Origin of the sequence: Sphingobium sp., from assembly GCF_036170395.1 — a bacterium.
GTDB lineage: Bacteria > Pseudomonadota > Alphaproteobacteria > Sphingomonadales > Sphingomonadaceae > Sphingobium.
Window position 1 is genome coordinate 109,657 of the sequence record NZ_JAVHPD010000007.1, and the last position, 18,751, is coordinate 128,407.

Genomic DNA, 18,751 nt, shown 5'->3' on the forward strand with positions numbered 1-18,751 from the left:
CTGTTTCTGCCGCAACAGACGCCGCCGACCGGCGCTTCCCTGCCCGAAGCGCGTCAGCCGATCAAGCCGGACAGGCTCTTCCACAGCCCGAAAGACGACAAATCGTTGAACGTCACCAGCAGCATCATCGCCATCAACAGCGCCAGGCCGGACCTGTAGGCCCATTCCTGCGCCTGTGGACTGACGGGGCGCCGCTGCACTGCCTCGATCCCGTAAAAAAGCAGATGCCCACCATCCAGCATCGGGATTGGCAACAGGTTGATGAACCCCAAGTTAATCGAGATGAGCGCGGCGAAGAAGATGAAGCTTTCGAGGCCCAGCGTGGCGGCCTGACCCGAAACCTGCGCGATCTTCAAAGGCCCGCCCAGTTCCTTGACCGATCGCGATCCGCTGACGATCTGGCCCAGCGTTTCGACCATGGTGCGGACGATCTGCCCGGTCCGCTCGATCGCTACCACCGGCGCGCGGGCAAGGCTGACCGGCACCACCACCGGATCGCCCGGCGCTATGCCCAGCCGTCCGATGTTGAATGTGTTGCCCAGACCATCATCCTCGGCAACGCTGCCGATCCGCCCCTGCTTGACGATGCGCGCGCCGTTCCGCTCGATCACCATCTCGACCGGCTCGCCGGGACGGATTTGCGCATAGAGGCGGATGTCGTCGAACGTCTCCATCGCCCGCCCGCCCAGCGACACGATGCGGTCTCCCGGAACGATACCCGCAGCAGCAGCCGCGCTGCCCGGCTGCACTTGCCCAGCAACGGCCGGGGTGCGGCTCTCACCATGGAGGAATGCGAAAGCAGCGAGGATCAGAATGGCGAAGAGGAAATTGATCGCCGGCCCCGCCGCCACGATCGCCGCGCGCTGCCACAACGGCTTGGCGGGGAAGCTCTCCGCGCGGTCCTTGGCCGACATTTCCAGCCAGGCGGGATCGGTCATGCTCGCCGCGTTCATGTCGCCCTTGAAGCGGACATAGCCGCCGAGCGGCAGCGCCGCGACGCGCCAGCGGGTGCCGCGCTTGTCCACCCAGGCGAACAACTCCGGCCCGAAGCCGATGGAGAACGCCTCCGCCTTCACCCCGCACCAGCGGCCGACGAGATAATGGCCGAGTTCATGCACGAAGACGAGCGGCCCAATCACCGCCACGAAGGCGAGCACGGTCATCAGGAAACCGGGATTGTGGATCAAGCCGTCAATCTTTCCATCACTTGGCCCGCCTGCCGCCGCGCGCCGGCGTCCGCCGCCAGCACATCGTCCAGGCCCGTCGGCGCCGCTGCGCTATAGCGACCCAGAACATCCTCCACAATCATGGCGATATCAAGGAAGCCGATCCGCCCGGCCAGGAAAGCGGCGACCGCCACCTCATTGGCGGCGTTAAGGATGGCGGGGGCAGTGCCCCCTTCCTGCGCCGCCGCGCGGGTGATGCGTAGCGCCGGAAAGCGTTGCTCATCAGGCGCTTCGAAGTCGAGCCTGCCGATCGCTGCGAGGTCCAGCGGCTTGCAGGGCGTAGCTATGCGCCGCGGCCAGGCCAGCGCATGGGCGATGGGAATCCGCATGTCGGGCGAGCCAAGCTGCGCCAAAGTCGAACAGTCGCGATATTCGACCATCGAATGGATGACCGATTGGGGATGGACCAATATCTCGATCCGGTCGAGACCCACCGGGAAAAGGTGCGCCGCCTCGATCAGTTCCAGCCCCTTGTTCATCATCGTCGCGCTGTCGACGCTGATCTTCGCGCCCATCGACCAGTTGGGATGGGCGACCGCCTGAGCGGGGGTGATGCCCACCATCTCGGCGCGGCTGCGGGTGCGAAACGGCCCACCGCTGGCGGTCAGGATGATCCGTGCGACATCCTCCAAATCGCTGCCGGCAAGGCACTGGAAAATCGCATTATGTTCGCTGTCCACCGGCAGCAGGGTCGCGCCGGACTGGCGCGCCATGTCCATCATCAGCGCTCCGGCCGACACCAGCGACTCCTTGTTGGCGAGCGCCACCGTGCCGCCGGCCTCCAGCGCCGCCATGGTGGGGCGCAGCCCCGCGCAGCCGACGATCGCGGCCATGGTCCAGTCCGCGTCGAGCCTTGCCGCATCGACCAGCGCCTGCGCGCCCGCGGCGGCCTCCACGCCCGATCCGGCGAGCGCATCTTTCAGCGCGCCATAATGCCGCTCTTCCGCGACCACCGCCACCTGCGCGCCGGTCTCTCGCGCCTGCGCCGCCAGGCTGTCCACATGGCTGTTCGCGGTCAGCGCGACGACCCGGTAAGCGTCGGGATCGCGCCGCACCAGGTCCAGCGTCGACAGGCCAACCGATCCGGTCGCACCGAAGATCGAGACCCGCTTCATGCGCCCAGCGCCAGCACGATGTAGAGCAGAGCAGCCAGCGGCGCGGCGGCGACCACGCCGTCCAGCCGGTCCATCACCCCGCCATGGCCGGGCAACAGGGTGCCGCTGTCCTTGACGCCCGCGCGCCGCTTCATCCAGCTTTCAAACAAGTCACCCAACTGAGCAGCCACCGCCAGCAGCCCGCTCGCCGCCGCAAGCTGGATCGGCAGGCCGGCAAAGCGGTGCAGCAGGAAGCCCAGCACCAGCGCCGCCAGCACTCCGCCGGCAAGCCCAGACCAGGTCTTGGACGGGCTGACACGCGGCGCAAGCTTCGGTCCGCCGATCGACCGGCCGGCGAAATAGGCGCCGATGTCGGTCGCCCACACCAGCGACAAGGCCCAGAAGGCGAGCAGCAACCCATAAGTATAGGGCGCCTGCCCGCGCAGGAAGAGCAAGGCGGTGATCGGAATGCAGATATAGGGGATGCCAAGCGCCAGCGCCGGATTGCGGCTGGTGAACAGCACGAAGAAGAAGGCTGCCGCGCCCGCGACCAGCACCGGCCAGTCGATCCCCGCCGCCAGCGGGCAGAGCAAGGCTAGCGGAATCGAGACAGCGAACATCGCCGCCTTGCGCTGCTCGGGGTGCGCTCCGGTCAGGTCGCCCCATTCGCCCTGCATCAGGACGCCCGCCACCACCAGCAGCATCCAGAAGAGCAGCCCGCCCGCCAGTAAACAGCCGAGCGCCAGCGCGATCAGCGCGACGCCGACGATGGTTCGGGTCCGCAATTCGCCGGTCATGCAATCACAATCCGCCGAACCGGCGGTCCCTCATGCGGAAGGCGTCGAGCGCGGCGGCCAGCGCCCGCCCGTCGAAGTCCGGCCATAAAATGTCGGTGAAATAGAGTTCGGCATAGGCCGCCTGCCACAGCATGAAATTGCTGAGCCGCTGCTCGCCCGATGTGCGGATGAGGAGGTCCAGCGGCGGCAGGTCGGCGGTGTAGAGCGCGGCGTCGATCTCCGCCGGGCCGATCGTGTCGGGCATAATCTCGCCGCAGGCCGCGCGCTGCGCGATGCGCTGCACGGCGCGCACCATCTCGTCCTGCGCGCCATAGTTGAGCGCGATCGCGATCATCGGCCCGCTGTTGCCGGACGTCCGCGCCACCGCGTTCTCGATCATCGCCACTAGCGAAGGTTCGAGCGCATGATAGTCGCCGATCACCTTCAACCGCACGCCATTGGCGTGAAATTCGTCCAGATCGGCCTCGATGAAGCGCCGCAGCAGCCCCATGAGATCAGCGACCTCGCTCGCCGGCCGCTTCCAGTTTTCGGACGAAAAGGCATAGAGGGTCAGGCATTCCAGCCCCAGATCCTGCGCCGCCCGCGCGACCCGCCGCACCGCTTCAACCCCGGCGCGGTGGCCTGCGGCGCGCGGCAGCAGCCTTTTCTTCGCCCAGCGGCCATTGCCGTCCATGATGATGGCGACGTGGCGCGCGCCATGGGGCGGCGCGGCGCTGGACAGATCGGGCTTGGCTTGGGTGGCCATCAGGAGGACATGCGTGTTTTGGCCGCGAAAGAAAAGCCCCGGCTTACTGGCCGAGAATTTCTTTCTCCTTTGCGGCGGTTGCCGCGTCGATATCGGCGATGCTGCTGTCGGTCAGCTTCTGGATTTCGGTTTCCAACCGCTTGCGCTCATCCTCGCTGATCTCGCCCTTCTTCTCGTCGGCCTTCAGGCTGTCCATGCCGTCGCGGCGGACGTTGCGGACGGCGACGCGCGCGCCTTCGGCATATTTGCTGGCGAGCTTCGCCAGTTCCTTGCGGCGTTCCTCGGTCAGGTCGGGAATCGGCAGGCGTAGCGTCTGCCCGTCGACGATCGGGTTGAGGCCAAGGCCCGCCGACCGGATCGCCTTGTCGACCGGGGCGACATTGCTCTTGTCCCACACCTGCACCGACAACATGCGCGGTTCGGGCGCGGAGACGGTCGCCACCTGGTTGAGCGGCATGTTGGCGCCATAGACGGTCACCGTCACTGGATCGAGCAACTGCACGTTCGCGCGCCCGGTCCGCAGGCCGGTCAGATCGCCCTTCAGCGATTCGAGCGCGCCCGCCATGCGGCGTTCCAGATCGGCTTTGTTATATTGCGGCATGACTAATCAACGCTCCTGGTTCTGCACGATCGTCGCGACGCCCTGCCCGGCGAGCACGGTAGCAAGGTTGCCGGTCTCGCGGATGTTGAACACGACGATGGGGATATCATTCTCGCGGCACAGCGCGATCGCGCTGGCGTCCATGACCTTCAGATTGTCGTTCAGCACCTGGTCGAAGCTGATGCTGTCATAGCGGACGGCATCCGCTACCTTCTTGGGATCGGCATTATAGACGCCATCCACGCTGGTGCCCTTGAACAGCGCATCGCAATTCATCTCGGCGGCCCGCAGCGCAGCGGTGGTGTCGGTGGTGAAGAATGGGCTGCCCGTGCCGGCGGCGAAGATGACGATGCGGCCCTTCTCCATGTGCCGCACCGCCTTGCGCCGGATATAAGGCTCGCACACGCTGGCCATCGGGATCGCCGACTGGACGCGGGTGTCATACCCCAGCTTCTCCAGCGCATTCTGCACGGCGAGCGCGTTCATGACGGTGGCGAGCATCCCCATATAATCGGCGCTCGCCCGGTCGAACCCCGCCGCCGCGCCGGCCAGACCCCGGAAGATATTGCCGCCACCCACGACGACGCACAGCTCGAATCCGGCATCCTTCGCCGCCGCGATCTCGCCGGCGACTCGGTTCACCGTCTCCGGCTCGATCCCGAACTGCCCCTGCCCCATCAGCACCTCGCCGGACAGCTTCAGAAGGATGCGCTTGAAGGCAGGCCGGGTCATGGGCGGGCGAGAATCCGTGAGAGGGGCAGGAAAGCGGCGCGGACCTTAGGCGGGGGAGCGCGCGATGGGAAGGGCGATTGTTGCCGATATGCAGCTTAGCCATCGACTGCATAGAGCGATGTCATTCAATCATCGCCTCTACCGTTTCGCGCGGATAGAGCATGAATTCCCGGTAGAGCCGAAAGTGCGATGTCTCTTCCAGCGCCACCGGACGAACGCTGTAACTGTCCACCTGCCACAGGTCGGCGTCAGGCAACGCCATCAGGATCGGCGAGTGCGTAGCCATAATCACCTGGGCGTTGCGGGCATATTGAATCCGGCGCAGCAGTTTCAGAAAATCGAACTGACGGTGAGGCGATAGGGCGGATTCCGGCTCGTCCAATATGTAGAGGCCTTGCCTGTCCATACGTTCGCCGAAGAAGTCGAAAAATCCTTCTCCATGCGATGCAGACAGATATTGGGGGCCGACTGCCCCTACTTCGAACGCCGCTTGATCCAGATAGCGAGCAACCGAAAAGAACGTCTCTGCTCTAAAGAACCAACCCTGCTTGACTTGCGGCAACCATGCGCCGCGCAGATATGCCGCCAAAGCGCCTGCGTCGCTTGCCGATGCCGGAGCTTTATCCACTGCCCGCATTCCCTGCGCGCCACCGGAGTCGCTGAAACCCGCAAGCTGGGCGATCGCTTCCAGCAGTGTTGATTTGCCTGTCCCGTTTTCGCCGACGATGATCGTCACAGCTTTGGAAAAATGGAAGTCCAGCCCGCCGTTGCGGATTAGGGAAAGATTGAAGGGATAGCGCGTCCAGTCAGGCGCGGGATCGACATCGTCACCCTTCAACCAAACTCTTTTGAGATATGGCGGCGGCAGCGATGTGGTGCGTTGCTTGTATCCCATGGTCGATGACGATAGCGATCAATGGTCGTCTCGCAAGCCTGGCAAACGGAAGCACCCGTACAGGCGCTTTATCGCTTTTCTGCGGCGCCCGTCTTGGGCGACGGTTGGGGCAGCCGCTTTGCGACCGGGCGGTTCAGCACGCCATGCCCGGCGGGCAGCCGGGCGGCGCGCTTTCGGGCCGAGGTCCGCGCTTGGGCATCGTGGCGCGCATCTCCTCCATCGTCAGCCAGCCATCATGGTTGGCGTCCGCCGCCTCGAACCGCTTGCCTTCATTAGCGATCAACTCCGCCAGGGACACGCCCGCATCATAATTGCCGTTCGCCTGGGTGAGCAGGGTGACGCTGAGCGGCTCCACCAGCGCGGCAATCGCGCGATCCTGCGGATCGTCACCCAATTCCGGCCTGACGACCTCCGCCACCGGGCCTTCGCGCTCGACCAGCCCGCCTTTGTCCGAAGCGGCAAGCGACCCCATCTGCCTCTGCCAGCCGAAAAACTCCTCCTGGCTGATCGCCCTGTCATTATTGCTGTCGATCTTGGCGAAGCGCGCGCGGATGATCGCGTCGCGCCGCGCCTCGACGATGCCGCGCAGTTCCTCGATCGTCACCATGCCATCGCGGCTCACATCGGCGTCGCGGAACATGGCGGTCACGGCCTTGTCGAACCGGTCACGGCTCAGCGGCTTGGGCGGGCTGGGTGGACGCATGAGGCCGCCTGGACCAGGCCCGCCGCCCGGCGGCCCCGCCCCGCCCATGCCGCCCCCGCCCATGCCGCCCATGCCCCCTCCGCCCATGCCTCCCCCGCCCATCTGGGCCGCCACGGGGCTGGTGGAGAGGAGAAAGGTGGAGAGGAAAAGGCAGAAGGCTCTGGTCATTGGTCGGTCAACCTCCGATGGCGCGCTGGACGGCGCTGCAATCCGGCGCCTTCCCGCCCGTGACGCCGCCACGCCGCCGGTTCCGTCCACCCGTCCCCGTCAGTCCCACGAAAAAGGGAGCGCCCTTGCGGACGCTCCCTTCAATGCCTGTCCCTTTCAGGATCGATCAGACGCCCGCAGCCGCAGCAACCTCAGCCGCGAAGTCGCTGACTTCCTTCTCGATGCCTTCGCCGAGCTGGAAGCGGACATAGCTCTTCAGCGTGATCGACGCGCCCGCATCCTTCGCCGCCTTGGCGACGACGTCGGCGACCGGGGTCTTGTTGTCCATGACGAACAACTGGCTCAGTAGCGCCTGCTCCTTGGCGAACTTGGCGACCGCGCCGTCGACCATCTTCGCGACGATCTCGGCGGGCTTGCCGCTTTCGGCGGCCTTTTCCGCCGCGATGGCGCGCTCGCGCTCCAGCAGCGCTGGGTCGATGTCGGCGGCCGACAGCGCCAGCGGGAAGGCGGCGGCGATGTGCATCGCGATCTGCTTGCCCAGCGGCTCCAGCACGTCGGCGGGCGCGTCACCCTCCAGAGCGACCAGAACGCCGATCTTGCCCAGGCCCGGCGCGGCGGCGTTGTGGACGTAGGGGACGACGACGCCCTGCGACACTTCGACATGGCCGACGCGGCGCAGCGTCTGATTCTCGCCGATGGTGGCGATGTTGGCGACCAGCTTTTCAGCGACGGTCCCGCCCGACGGATAAGCGGCGGAGCCCAGCGCAGCAGCATCGGCGGCGCCCGTGTCCAGCGCGATCTGCGCGACGGTACGAACGAAATCCTGGAACTGGTCGTTCTTGGCGACGAAGTCGGTTTCGCTGTTCACTTCGACAGCGACGCCCTTGGTCCCGGCGACGGCCACGCCGACCAGCCCCTCGGCAGCGGTCCGGCTCGACTTCTTCTGCGCGGCGGCCAGGCCCTTGGCGCGCAGCCAGTCGGTCGCCGCTTCGATGTCGCCGCCCGCTTCGGTCAGCGCCTTCTTGCAATCCATCATGCCCGCGCCCGAACGGTCGCGCAGTTCCTTGACGGCGGCAGCGGTAATCTCGGCCATGTTTCGGCTCCTAATGTTGAACGTTTCAAATGTGCGGCAGGGCGCGATCCGATGGAGCGCGCCCTTTATGGATTGCGTTCCCCGGCGCAGGCCGGGGTCCAGTTGGACGGTCTGAACTGGACCCCGGCCTTCGCCGGGGCACAGCTGGTTTCAGATCAATCGCAACCCTCTAATCCGCCAATCTTGCAGTCGTGCGACGCCCTTAAGCCTCGGCGACAACCTCTTCCACTTCCGGCTCGTCCAGCGCACCGAGATCGACGCCCGACGCCTGCTGCGCGCCGCGGTTGCCCTTGGTCGCGGCGGCGGCGATGGCCTCGCAATAGAGGCGGATGGCGCGGCTGGCGTCGTCGTTCGCGGGAACCGGGAAAGCGATGCCGTCAGGCGAGACGTTCGAATCGAGGATCGCCACGACCGGGATGCCGAGAGTGTTGGCTTCCTTGATCGCCAGCTCTTCCTTGTTCGCGTCGATCACGAACATCACGTCGGGAATGCCGTTCATGTCGCGAATGCCGCCCAGCGACAGTTCCAGCTTCTCGCGCTCGCGCGTCATCTGAAGGACTTCCTTCTTGGTGAAGCCATGGGTGTCGCCCGACAGCTTCTCCTCGAGGGTCTTCAGGCGCTTGATCGAACCCGAAATGGTCTTCCAGTTGGTGAGCATGCCGCCAAGCCAGCGATGATTGACGAAATGCTGGCCCGACTTGCGGGCGGCTTCGGCGATGGGATCCTGCGCCTGGCGCTTGGTGCCGACGAACAGCACCTTGCCGCCCGCAGCGACGGTCGCCGACACGAAGTCGAGCGCGCGGCCGAACAGCGGCACGGTCTGGCTGAGGTCAAGAATGTGGATGCCGTTGCGCTCGCCGAAGATGTACGGCTTCATGCGCGGGTTCCAGCGGTGGGTCTGGTGGCCGAAATGGGCGCCAGCCTCGATCAATTGGTGCATGGTGACGACAGGTGCCGCCATGGTCTTTCTCCTTCCGGTTGCTACCTCTGGGAATCAGGAACCGGGGTGGGAGCCTCAAAGGCTCCGGCCGGCACCGGATATGGCGATTCCCATGTGGAATGGTCGCGCCCTTAGACGCGAAAAAAAGCGGTGGCAAGGGTTGACGTCGCTCCCAAAAGAGAACATAAAGGGAACAGACGGAACAAACACGGTTAACGGCCGTTTATATCGTCATAGTGCGCCATACTGTGCAAATGGCAAGACAGAAAGCGTTCGCCATGTTCACCTTTGTAGCTGCGACCCTCTTTTCCGCCGCCTTCCTGTTCGCAATCGGGACGATTATCTGGATGTTCGCCCATTATCATGACAAGATGGTGGCAGCGCTCCAGTTTGAGCCGATTCCGCAGGAACCTCAGGTCTACCATATCCACATCCGCCGGCCGCGGGTGCTTCGGATGGAACGGCGCGCGGCGCTGCCTCTGCCTACGGGCGTTCTCGCCGCCTGATCGTCAGGAGGCCGCCGCTGCGCGCTGCCGCTTCACCTTCGCATAGGACATGATCCCGAAGGGAATGAGCGCCAGGTAGAAGGCGCACAGGATCGACAAAGTCAGCCAGGGATCGGTGACAAGGAGTGCGGCCAGCAGGCCCGCAACCGCGATCGCTTCCAGTCGGATATGCCGGCGCAGCCGCAGCGCCGACCAGCTATAGGTGGCGATGTTGGAGATCATGAGGAACGCGGTGAACGCGATCCAGGGCGCGACCACATACCAGGCGCGGAATATATCCTCGCCCGTCACTAGCCAGAGATAGAGCGGCACGAAGGCGAGCCCCGCGCCCGCTGGCGCCGGAACCCCAGTGAGAAAGCCGGCAGACTTATGCGGCTGCTCGTCGGCATCGATGTTGGCGTTGAACCGCGCCAGCCGCAGCGCGCAGGACAAAGCGTGCGCCAGCGCGAATATCCAGCCGAATTTGGGCATCGCATGAAGCGACCAAAGATAGATGATAAGCGCCGGCGCGACGCCGAACGCGATCGAATCGGATAGCGAATCCAGTTCCGCCCCGAACCGGCTGTCCCCGCGCAGCAGCCGCGCGATCCGGCCGTCGAGCCCGTCGAGAACCCCGGCGAACAGGATCGACAGCACCGCCCGCTCCCACTCGCCCGATATGCCGTAGCGGACGCCGGTGAGGCCGAAGCACAGCGCCATCGCGGTCACCGCATTGGGCACCAGCATTCGCAGCGTAATCCCCCGCCGCAACCCGCGCGGCACGGTGCGGCGCTGCCGGCTCATGCCAAAGAGCCTTTTTGCACAACAGCCGTTCGTGCTGAGCCTGTCGAAGCACGCACATGCCCTTCGACAGGCTCAGGGCGAACGGAAGTAGGAAGCGGGACAACCATCACTGCTGAATCCCCGCGACCACGCGCGCGTCGCCGATCTGTCCCAGGATCGTCTCCCCCGCGACCGCGCGCTGGCCCAGGATCACGCGCGGCGCGGTGCCGGCGGGCAGATACACGTCCACGCGGCTGCCGAACCGGATCAACCCTATCCGCTGCCCCGCCGCGACCATGTCACCGGGCTTCACGAAGGGCACGATCCGCCGCGCCACCAGCCCCGCAATCTGGGTAAAGCCGATCCGCACGCCATCGTGCCGCTCGACCAATATGTGCTGCCGCTCATTATCCTCGCTCGCCTTGTCGAGATCGGCGTTGAGGAACTTGCCTGAGATATAGACGACGGCCTTCACCGTCCCGCCGATCGGCGTGCGGTTGATGTGGACGTCGAACACGCTCATGAAGATCGACACGCGGATGAGCGGCTGGTCGCCAAGGCCATTCGCGCCGGCCATCTCGCGCGGCGGCGGCACGCGCTGGATCAGCGTGACCAGCCCATCGGCCGGCGCTATTATCGCTCCCTCGTCCTGCGGCACCGCGCGCACCGGATCGCGGAAGAAGGCGAACACCCAGATGGTGACGATTAGCATCAGCCAGCCGACCACCTCCCAGCCGACAAGGAAAAGCAGCGCGGTGATCGCGACGGCGATCAGGCCGAATTTCATGCCTTCCGGGTGAACCGACGGCCAGCGCCATTTGACGTTGCCCCCGGCGGCGATGGTGATCTCGTTATTGTCCATGGGCACCGTCTTTAGGCAGAGACCAGTCCGCTGACAACGACCGATCCCGCCAATGGCTCCGGCCGCTGCGACCCGGCGCGTCTCGACGGTTGAACATTGCCGTCGCTTTGCCTAGGGCGGGCGCATATTCCACCCGAAGAGCAGAAGGCGACAAGGCGCATGGCGAAGATCAAGGTGAAGAACCCCGTCGTGGAGATCGACGGCGACGAAATGACCCGGATCATTTGGGAATGGATCCGTGAACGCCTGATCCTCCCCTATCTCGACATCGACCTCAAATATTACGACCTCTCGGTCGAGAAGCGCGACGAAACCAACGACCAGATCACGATCGATTCCGCCAATGCGATCAAGGAATATGGCGTCGGCGTGAAGTGCGCCACCATCACCCCCGATGAGGCGCGCGTCGAGGAATTCAACCTCAAGCAGATGTGGAAATCGCCCAACGGCACCATCCGCAACATCCTGGGCGGCGTTGTCTTCCGCGAGCCGATCGTCATTTCCAACGTGCCGCGCCTCATCCCCGGCTGGACCAAGCCGATTGTCGTCGGCCGTCACGCCTTTGGCGACCAATATCGCGCGACCGATTTCCGTGTCCCCGGCGCCGGCAAGCTGCGGCTGGTGTTCGACGGGGACAATGGCGAAACGATCGACCGCGAAGTGTTCCAGTTCCCCAGCTCGGGCGTGGCGCTGGCGATGTACAATCTCGATGATTCGATCCGCGATTTCGCTCGCGCCTCGTTCAATTATGGCCTGAACCTCAAATGGCCGGTCTATCTCTCGACCAAGAACACCATCCTCAAAGCCTATGACGGCCGCTTCAAGGATCTGTTCCAGGAGGTGTTCGACACCGAAGGCTTCGCGCAGAAGTTCAAGGACACCGGCATCGTTTACGAGCATCGCCTGATCGACGACATGGTCGCCTCCGCGCTCAAGTGGAGCGGCGAGTTCGTGTGGGCGTGCAAAAATTATGACGGCGACGTGCAGTCGGACCAGGTGGCGCAGGGCTTCGGCAGCTTGGGCCTCATGACCTCGGTCCTGCTTTCGCCCGACGGCAAGACGGTCGAGGCCGAAGCTGCGCACGGCACCGTCACCCGTCACTATCGCCAGCACCAGCAGGGCAAGGCGACCTCGACCAACCCGATCGCCTCGATCTTCGCCTGGACCGGCGGCCTCAAATTCCGCGGCAAGTTCGACGAGACGCCCGACGTCGTGCGCTTCGCCGAAACGCTGGAGAAGGTCTGCATCCAGACCGTCGAGAGCGGCGCGATGACTAAGGATCTGGCGCTGCTGATCGGCCCCGAACAGGCGTGGATGACGACCGAACAATTTTTCGAGGCGATTCGCGCGAACCTCGAAACCGAAATGGGCAAATGGAACTGAACCCATCCTGCATCGGTCTGTAATGAATGATCCTCCCCCTTAGGGGGAGGTGGCGCGCGCGAAGCGCGTGACGGAGGGGTGTCAGCCTCCCGATAGCTTGACACCCCACCGGCTGGCCTGCGGCCATCCACCTCCCCTTCCAGGGGAGGACGATGCGAAGGGTAGAACCGGAAGCTGCGGAGCGGTAGCCGGGATAACGGAGGTTACTGTGACCACCACCGCCAAGAAGCGCCTCGAAACCCGCGCCGCAATCCCGACCGATGCGCGCGGCATCCAGCGACTCATCGCCCGCGCTTATCCCGGAATGCCCAACTATTCGCTCGCGACAATCCGAGGCCAGATCAACAATTTCCCAGGCGGCTGCTTCGTCGCCCTCTATGACGGCCGCGTGGTCGGCTATTGCGCGACCATGCGGGTCAGCAAGAGCATGGCCTTTTCCTGGCATGACTGGGAGGAGATCACCGCCAACGGTTTCGGCACCCGGCACAGCGCGGCGGGCGAGTGGCTCTATGGCTATGAGATGGCCGTCGATCCCAAGCTGCGCGGCCTGCGCATCGGCCAGCGCCTCTATGACGAGCGCAAGGAACTGGCCGAGGAGCTGGACCTGCACGGCATCGTCATCGCCGGCCGGATGCCGGGCTATGCCCGCGCCAAGCGCCGCGCCGGCAGTCCGCAGGATTATCTGGAGAAAGTGATCCAGGGCAAGCTGCGCGATCAGGTCATCAGTTTTCAGCTCAAGAACCAGTTCGAGCCGCTGGGCGTGCTCGAAAACTACCTGCCCGAAGACAAGCAGTCGGACGGCCACGCCGCCCATCTCGTCTGGCGAAACCCCTATGTCGATCCCGACGAAGCGCCCGAAATGCGCGTGCCGCGCGGCGTGGAGAGCGTCCGCCTCGCCACCTGCCAGCTACAGGCGCGCGCGGTGCAGGATTTCGACGAGTTCATCCGCAACATCGAATATTTCGTCGATGTGGCGGCGGATTATCGCTCGGACTTCATCGTCTTCCCCGAGCTTTTCACCCTGCCCCTGCTGTCCTACGAGCAGAAGAAGCTCTCGCCCATAGAGGCGATCGACAAGCTCACCGGCTACACCCCGCGCCTGACCAAGGAACTGACCCGGATGGCGCTGGAATATAATATCAACATCATCGGCGGCTCGCACCCGACCCGCGCCGACGATGGCGACATCCAGAATATCGCCTATGTTGCGCTCCGCGACGGATCGGTCCATACGCAGGAGAAGATCCACCCCACGCCAAACGAAGCCTTCTGGTGGAACATCAAGGGCGGCGATTCGCTCGACGTGATCCAGACCGACTGCGGCCCGATCGGCGTCCTCATCTGCTACGACAGCGAATTTCCCGAACTCGCCCGCCGGCTGGTGGACCAGGGCGCGCGCATCATCTTCGTCCCCTTCTGCACCGACTCGCGCCTCGGCTACATGCGCGTACGCTACTGCGCGCAGGCCCGCGCGATCGAGAACCAATGCTATGTGGTCATGTCGGGCAATGTCGGCAACCTGCCCAATGTCGACAATATGGACATTCAATATGCCCAGAGCGCGATCCTGACCCCCTGCGACCTCCCCTTCGCGCGAGACGGGATCGCGGCGGAATCGACCGAGAATGTCGAAACGCTCACCATGGCGGACGTGAACCTCGCCGACCTTAGCTGGGCGCGGGCGGAGGGAACGGTGCGCAACCTGCGCGATCGCCGCTTCGACCTCTACCATATCGACTGGGACAGCAACCCGGACCACGGCCATGCGCCGAGCGGCGGGCCGGTGCCGGCCGGCGGGCATAATTCGCCGGGCGGTGGCTGACATTTCCTCCCCTCTCCCTTAAGGGAGAGGGATGCGAAGACTTGGCAGCTTGCTGCCTAGTCGAAGCTGGGTGAGGGTGATCAGAACTCACCGGATCGCGCAAAGGTCGCGCCATTCCCCCTCATCCAACTCCGCCTAGCCGCTGCGCGGGAAGGCTTCGTATCCTTCTCCCCCCGAGGGAGAAGGGAGGCCTGCCCCCTCACTCCACCGTCACCGACTTCGCCAGATTCCGCGGCTGATCCACATCGGTCCCCTTCGCCACCGCGACATGGTAAGCCAGCAGTTGCACCGGCACGGCATAGACGAGCGGCGCGATCAGCGGGTGGACCTCCGGCATCTCGATCGTCGCCATGCAGCCCTCGCCGGCCAGCGCGATCCCCTCCGCGTCGGAAATCAGCACCACCTTGCCGCCGCGCGCCTGCACTTCCTGCATGTTGCTGACGGTCTTTTCGAACAAAGGCCCGCTCGGCGCGATCACGATCACTGGCACGGCATCGTCGATCAGCGCGATCGGGCCGTGCTTCATCTCGCCCGCGGCATAGCCTTCGGCGTGGATATAGCTGATTTCCTTGAGTTTCAGCGCGCCTTCCAGCGCCATCGGATAGTCCGGCCCGCGCCCCAGATACAGCACGTCGCGCGCCGGCGCGATCAGGTGGGCCATCGCCTCGATATGGCCGTCGCGGTTCAGCGCCTCGTTCAACGCGGCGGGCGCTTCGGACAGGTGCCAGACGATCTCCGACTCCTCCTCCGCCGTCAGCTTGCCCTTGGCCCGCGCCAGGTTCGCCGCCAGCGCCGCCAGCACCGCCAGCTGGCAGGTGAACGCCTTGGTCGATGCGACGCCGATCTCCGGCCCGGCATGGGTGGGGAGCAGCAGGTCCGCCTCGCGCGCCATGGAACTGGTCGGCACGTTCACGACGACCGCGATGATCTGCCCCTCCGCCTTCGCGTGGCGCAGCGCCGCCAGCGTATCGGCGGTCTCGCCCGACTGGCTGATGAACAGCGCCAGGCCGCCCGGCTCCAGCACTGGCTCGCGATAGCGGAACTCGCTCGCCACGTCGATGTCCACGGGCACGCGCGCGAATTTCTCGAACCAATATTTAGCGACAAGACCCGCATAGTAACTGGTGCCGCAGGCGACGATGGTGATGCGCTTGACCATCCCCAGGTCGAAATCCATGTTCGGCATGGCGATCTCATTCTCCATGCGGCGGAGGTAGGAGCGCAGCGTCTGGGCGACCACGACCGGCTGCTCGTAAATCTCCTTCTGCATGAAGTGGCGATGATTGCCCTTGTCGATCATCGCGCCGCTGACGCCGCTGATCGTCACCGGCCGCTCGACGGGATTGTTGTCCTTGTCGAAAATCTCCGCCCCTTGCGCCGTAATGACGACCCAGTCGCCCTCGTCCAAATAGGCGATGCGCTGCGTCAGCGGGGCGAGCGCCAGGGCGTCGGAGCCAAGATAGGTCTCCCCGTCCCCATAGCCCACCACCAGGGGCGACCCCAGCCGCGCGCCGATCAACAGGTCGGGATGACTGCGAAACGCGATGGCGAGCGCGAAAGCGCCATGCAGGCGCGGCAGCACGTCGCGCACCGCCTCGACAGGCGTCGCGCCCTGCTCGACCCGTTCGCTCACCAGATGCGCGACCACCTCGGTGTCGGTCTGACTATCGAACACCCGCCCGCGCGCGATCAGTTCGGCCCGCAGCGGTTTGAAATTCTCGATGATGCCATTGTGGACCAGCGCCACTTCGCCGGTGGCATGGGGATGCGCGTTGCTGGTCGTCGGCGCGCCGTGCGTCGCCCAGCGCGTATGCGCGATCCCGGTCGTGCCGGGCAGCGGCGACAGGGCCAGTTCGCCGACCAGATTGCTCAGCTTCCCCTCGGCCCGCCGCCGGTCGATCGCGCCGCCATGGACAGTGGCGACGCCCGCACTGTCATAGCCGCGATATTCGAGGCGCTTGAGCCCGTCGACCAGCCGCTCCGCCACGTCGTCCTTGCCGATGATACCGATGATGCCGCACATGCCGGAAAGCCCCGTCGAACCCGATAATGATGACGCGCCCTATAAGCGGTCTTTCTCGCCATGCCCTTAATGAAGCCGCGTCAGGAGCGCCATGGGGCAACCACAAATTTCACTCCGGCCGGATCGTCACCAGCCAGATGTCGGGCGGCGCGAGCATTCGGAACGGCAGCCCGCTCGTCCCCACCCCACCCGCGACGATCATCGTCTTGTTCCCCTCGCGATAGAGGCCGCAGGCGTAGCGCGTGCCATATTTCGACGGGACATAAGTGATGCCCACGAAGGGCAAAGCCATCTGCCCGCAATGGGTATGGCCGACCAGCACCAAAGCTGGCGCATCGGGCAGCAGCGGAAACACGTCCGGCCCATGCGAGAGCAGCACCGGCGCGCCGCCAACCCAGCGCATGGCCGCGAGCGTGCCGGGCAAGTCGATGCGACGAGTGTAGATGTCCTTGATCCCGCCCACGGCAATCGGCCCGCGCCGCACTGCGCCGTTCTGAAGCAGGGTGATGCCCATGCGCGCGAAGGCGATCTGCCAGTCCGGCGCGCTCAGTGCTACCTGGTTCTGGCGGCTACGGCTGTCATGATTGCCCAGCACCGCCACCACCCCTAGCGGCGCGCGCAGCCCGGCGAAGGCGGCGATGCTCACCCGCCCGTCATAGCTGCCCAACCCCTTGTTATCGCCGATATAATCGCCGCCGAGCAGGATGAGGTCGGGTTTCAGCGCGTTGATCTGCGCCACGATCCGCGCCATCCGCGCCGGGCTGTTGTCCGGCCCCGACAGATGCGTATCGGTCAGCAGCGCGACCGTCACCGGCTTGCGCGGCGCATCGGCCGGAAATGGCAACACCACCTCCGCCCGCCGCACCACCGGCATGGCGCTGGCGTTGAAGATCAGCCAGGCGGCGAAGCCAAGTGCCAGCAGCAGGAGCGCTAAGAGGGTTAGCCAGACTTTGCGACCAACCCGCATCAGCCACCGTGCTCCTGCGAAAGCAGGAGCCTAGGGTCGAACACACCGCCTTGCGCTCTGGGCTCCTGCTTTCGCAGGAGCACGAGGGAAAGGCTCACTTTCCCGCCTTCCTCGCCAGCATCCGCTCGCGGAATCGCGCGGCCCAGCCGGGCTTGCTCACCTGCTCGGGCCGCACCAGGCACAGCGCATCCGCCTCGACCGGCTTCGTCACCACGCTCCCTGCCGCGACGATCGCGCCCGCCCCGATCGACGCCGGCGCGACCAGCGCGCTGTTCGACCCGATAAAGGCCCCCGCGCCGATCTCCGTCCGATATTTGAAATAGCCGTCATAATTGCAGGTGATCGTCCCCGCCCCAATATTCGCGCCCGCCCCCACGCTGGCGTCGCCGATATAGGACAGGTGATTGGCCTTCGCGCCCTCGCCCAGCGTCGATTTCTTGATCTCGACAAAATTGCCGACCTTGGCCTTGCGCCCGATCTCAGCGCCGGGCCGCAGCCGCGCATAGGGGCCGATCTCCGCCCCACTCTCGATGGTCGCGCCCTCCAGATGCGAGAAGCTGTGGATCGTCACGCCTTCGGCCACAGTGACCCCCGGCCCAAACACGACATGCGGCTCCACCATCACGTCGCGCCCCAGCACCGTGTCATGCGCGAAGAACACAGTCTCCGGCGCGACCAGCGTCACGCCCTCGCGCATTGCCTCGATCCGGCGGTGTGCCTGCCACATCGCCTCTACGCCAGCCAGTTCCACACGGCTGTTGACCCCGGCGACCTCCCACGCCTCGGTCTCGATCACCGCGCTCTGGCCGCCGGGCAGCATGACGATGTCGGGCAGATAATATTCGCCCGCCGCATTGTCGTTGCCGACCTGGTCGAGCAGCACGAACAGGTCGGTCGACCGCACCGCCATCAGCCCGCTGTTGCAGAGCGTCACCGCCCGCTCCGCCTCGCTCGCATCCTTATATTCGACCATCTTCTCGATGATGCCCTGCCCATCGGCGATGATCCGGCCATAGGCTGCGGCGTCCTCGGGCCGGGAGCCGAGCACCACCGCGCGCGGCTCGTCGCCGCGATTGAGGCGATCGAGCATTGCCCGCATCGTCTCCGCCCGCACCAGCGGCACGTCGCCATAGAGGATCAGCACGTCGCCCGCGAAGCCCGCCAGCGCGTCATGCGCCTGCGCGACCGCGTGCCCGGTGCCAAGCTGCTGATCCTGCACCGCGATCACCGCCCCGGTGCCGGCGACCGCCTTCTTCACCTGCTCGCGCCCCGCGCCTACCACCACCACCTGCCGCTCGGGCGCGAGGTCCGCCACGCTCGCCAGCAGATGCAGCAGCATCGGCCGCCCCGCGACCGGATGCAGCACCTTGTGCAGCGACGATTTCATGCGGGTTCCCTGCCCCGCGGCAAGGATGACGACGGCAAGCGGACG

18 protein-coding genes and 1 pseudogene are annotated in these 18,751 nt (G+C 65.3%); 3 read left to right on the forward strand and 16 right to left on the reverse strand.

Annotation, left to right across the window (positions count from 1 at the left end):
* Positions 1–53 precede the first annotated feature (53 nt).
* The 11 genes and pseudogenes from rseP to rpsB form a co-directional block, all read right to left on the reverse strand.
* Positions 54–1,187, reverse strand: a complete 1,134-nt coding sequence (gene rseP, locus V2B31_RS02100) for an RIP metalloprotease RseP (protein ID WP_328274847.1) — start codon at positions 1,185–1,187, stop codon at positions 54–56.
* Positions 1,184–2,341, reverse strand: a complete 1,158-nt coding sequence (locus V2B31_RS02105) for a 1-deoxy-D-xylulose-5-phosphate reductoisomerase (protein ID WP_328274849.1) — start codon at positions 2,339–2,341, stop codon at positions 1,184–1,186. The genes rseP and V2B31_RS02105 overlap by 4 nt, the downstream gene beginning before the upstream one ends.
* The gene (locus V2B31_RS02110) at positions 2,338–3,117 is read right to left on the reverse strand and encodes a phosphatidate cytidylyltransferase (protein ID WP_328274851.1); all 780 of its coding nucleotides are present in this window, start codon (positions 3,115–3,117) and stop codon (positions 2,338–2,340) included. The genes V2B31_RS02105 and V2B31_RS02110 overlap by 4 nt, the downstream gene beginning before the upstream one ends.
* Before the next feature lie 4 nt (positions 3,118–3,121).
* Positions 3,122–3,862: an isoprenyl transferase gene (locus V2B31_RS02115; RefSeq protein WP_328274852.1), complete on the reverse strand. Its 741-nt coding sequence runs from the start codon at positions 3,860–3,862 to the stop codon at positions 3,122–3,124.
* Positions 3,863–3,905: 43 nt separating this feature from the next.
* Positions 3,906–4,463 (reverse strand): ribosome recycling factor, encoded by a 558-nt coding sequence (gene frr, locus V2B31_RS02120; protein ID WP_328274854.1) that lies wholly within the window; start codon positions 4,461–4,463, stop codon positions 3,906–3,908.
* Between the two features lie 6 nt (positions 4,464–4,469).
* Entirely contained in the window at positions 4,470–5,195 is a 726-nt protein-coding gene (gene pyrH, locus V2B31_RS02125) for a UMP kinase (RefSeq protein WP_328274856.1), read from the reverse strand.
* A 121-nt stretch (positions 5,196–5,316) separates the two neighbouring features.
* The gene (locus V2B31_RS02130; protein WP_422247563.1) at positions 5,317–5,832 is read right to left on the reverse strand and encodes an AAA family ATPase; all 516 of its coding nucleotides are present in this window, start codon (positions 5,830–5,832) and stop codon (positions 5,317–5,319) included.
* A gap of 42 nt (positions 5,833–5,874) precedes the next feature.
* Positions 5,875–5,994: pseudogene (locus tag V2B31_RS20010) on the reverse strand (AAA family ATPase); the annotation flags it as partial.
* A 229-nt stretch (positions 5,995–6,223) separates the two neighbouring features.
* On the reverse strand, positions 6,224–6,961 hold the full coding sequence (locus V2B31_RS02135) for an EF-hand domain-containing protein (protein ID WP_328274860.1): 738 nt from the start codon (positions 6,959–6,961) through the stop codon (positions 6,224–6,226).
* Between the two features lie 166 nt (positions 6,962–7,127).
* A complete protein-coding gene (gene tsf, locus V2B31_RS02140) occupies positions 7,128–8,054 on the reverse strand; it encodes a translation elongation factor Ts (RefSeq protein ID WP_328274862.1) in 927 nt (308 codons plus the stop codon).
* Positions 8,055–8,256: 202 nt separating this feature from the next.
* Positions 8,257–9,015: a 30S ribosomal protein S2 gene (gene rpsB, locus V2B31_RS02145; protein ID WP_328274864.1), complete on the reverse strand. Its 759-nt coding sequence runs from the start codon at positions 9,013–9,015 to the stop codon at positions 8,257–8,259.
* A gap of 257 nt (positions 9,016–9,272) precedes the next feature.
* Here rpsB and V2B31_RS02150 point away from each other — a divergent pair, with 257 nt between their 5' ends.
* Positions 9,273–9,500, forward strand: coding sequence for a hypothetical protein (locus V2B31_RS02150; protein ID WP_328275195.1), 228 nt, complete (start codon positions 9,273–9,275; stop codon positions 9,498–9,500).
* Positions 9,501–9,503: 3 nt separating this feature from the next.
* On the opposite strand, the gene V2B31_RS02155 is transcribed toward V2B31_RS02150, so the two are convergent.
* Together V2B31_RS02155 and V2B31_RS02160 are read right to left on the reverse strand one after the other, a co-directional pair.
* A complete protein-coding gene (locus V2B31_RS02155; RefSeq protein ID WP_328275197.1) occupies positions 9,504–10,226 on the reverse strand; it encodes a CDP-alcohol phosphatidyltransferase family protein in 723 nt (240 codons plus the stop codon).
* Between the two features lie 163 nt (positions 10,227–10,389).
* Complete coding sequence (locus V2B31_RS02160; RefSeq protein WP_328274866.1) at positions 10,390–11,124, reverse strand: phosphatidylserine decarboxylase; 735 nt, start codon at positions 11,122–11,124, stop codon at positions 10,390–10,392.
* Between the two features lie 159 nt (positions 11,125–11,283).
* On the opposite strand from V2B31_RS02160, the gene V2B31_RS02165 reads away from it, so the two are divergent.
* Both V2B31_RS02165 and V2B31_RS02170 read left to right on the forward strand, forming a co-directional pair.
* On the forward strand, positions 11,284–12,507 hold the full coding sequence (locus V2B31_RS02165) for an NADP-dependent isocitrate dehydrogenase (protein WP_328274868.1): 1,224 nt from the start codon (positions 11,284–11,286) through the stop codon (positions 12,505–12,507).
* A gap of 208 nt (positions 12,508–12,715) precedes the next feature.
* Complete coding sequence (locus tag V2B31_RS02170; protein WP_328274870.1) at positions 12,716–14,329, forward strand: bifunctional GNAT family N-acetyltransferase/carbon-nitrogen hydrolase family protein; 1,614 nt, start codon at positions 12,716–12,718, stop codon at positions 14,327–14,329.
* A gap of 199 nt (positions 14,330–14,528) precedes the next feature.
* Here the strand turns inward: V2B31_RS02170 and glmS are convergent, their stop codons facing one another.
* From glmS to glmU, 3 genes are all read right to left on the reverse strand, one after another.
* Positions 14,529–16,352 carry a glutamine--fructose-6-phosphate transaminase (isomerizing) gene (gene glmS, locus V2B31_RS02175; RefSeq protein ID WP_328274871.1) on the reverse strand — a complete coding sequence of 608 codons (1,824 nt, stop codon included), beginning with the start codon at positions 16,350–16,352 and terminating at the stop codon, positions 14,529–14,531.
* Between the two features lie 109 nt (positions 16,353–16,461).
* Positions 16,462–17,319, reverse strand: coding sequence for a metallophosphoesterase (locus V2B31_RS02180; protein ID WP_328274873.1), 858 nt, complete (start codon positions 17,317–17,319; stop codon positions 16,462–16,464).
* A 94-nt stretch (positions 17,320–17,413) separates the two neighbouring features.
* A complete protein-coding gene (gene glmU / locus V2B31_RS02185; protein WP_328274875.1) occupies positions 17,414–18,706 on the reverse strand; it encodes a bifunctional UDP-N-acetylglucosamine diphosphorylase/glucosamine-1-phosphate N-acetyltransferase GlmU in 1,293 nt (430 codons plus the stop codon).
* Positions 18,707–18,751 lie beyond the last annotated feature (45 nt).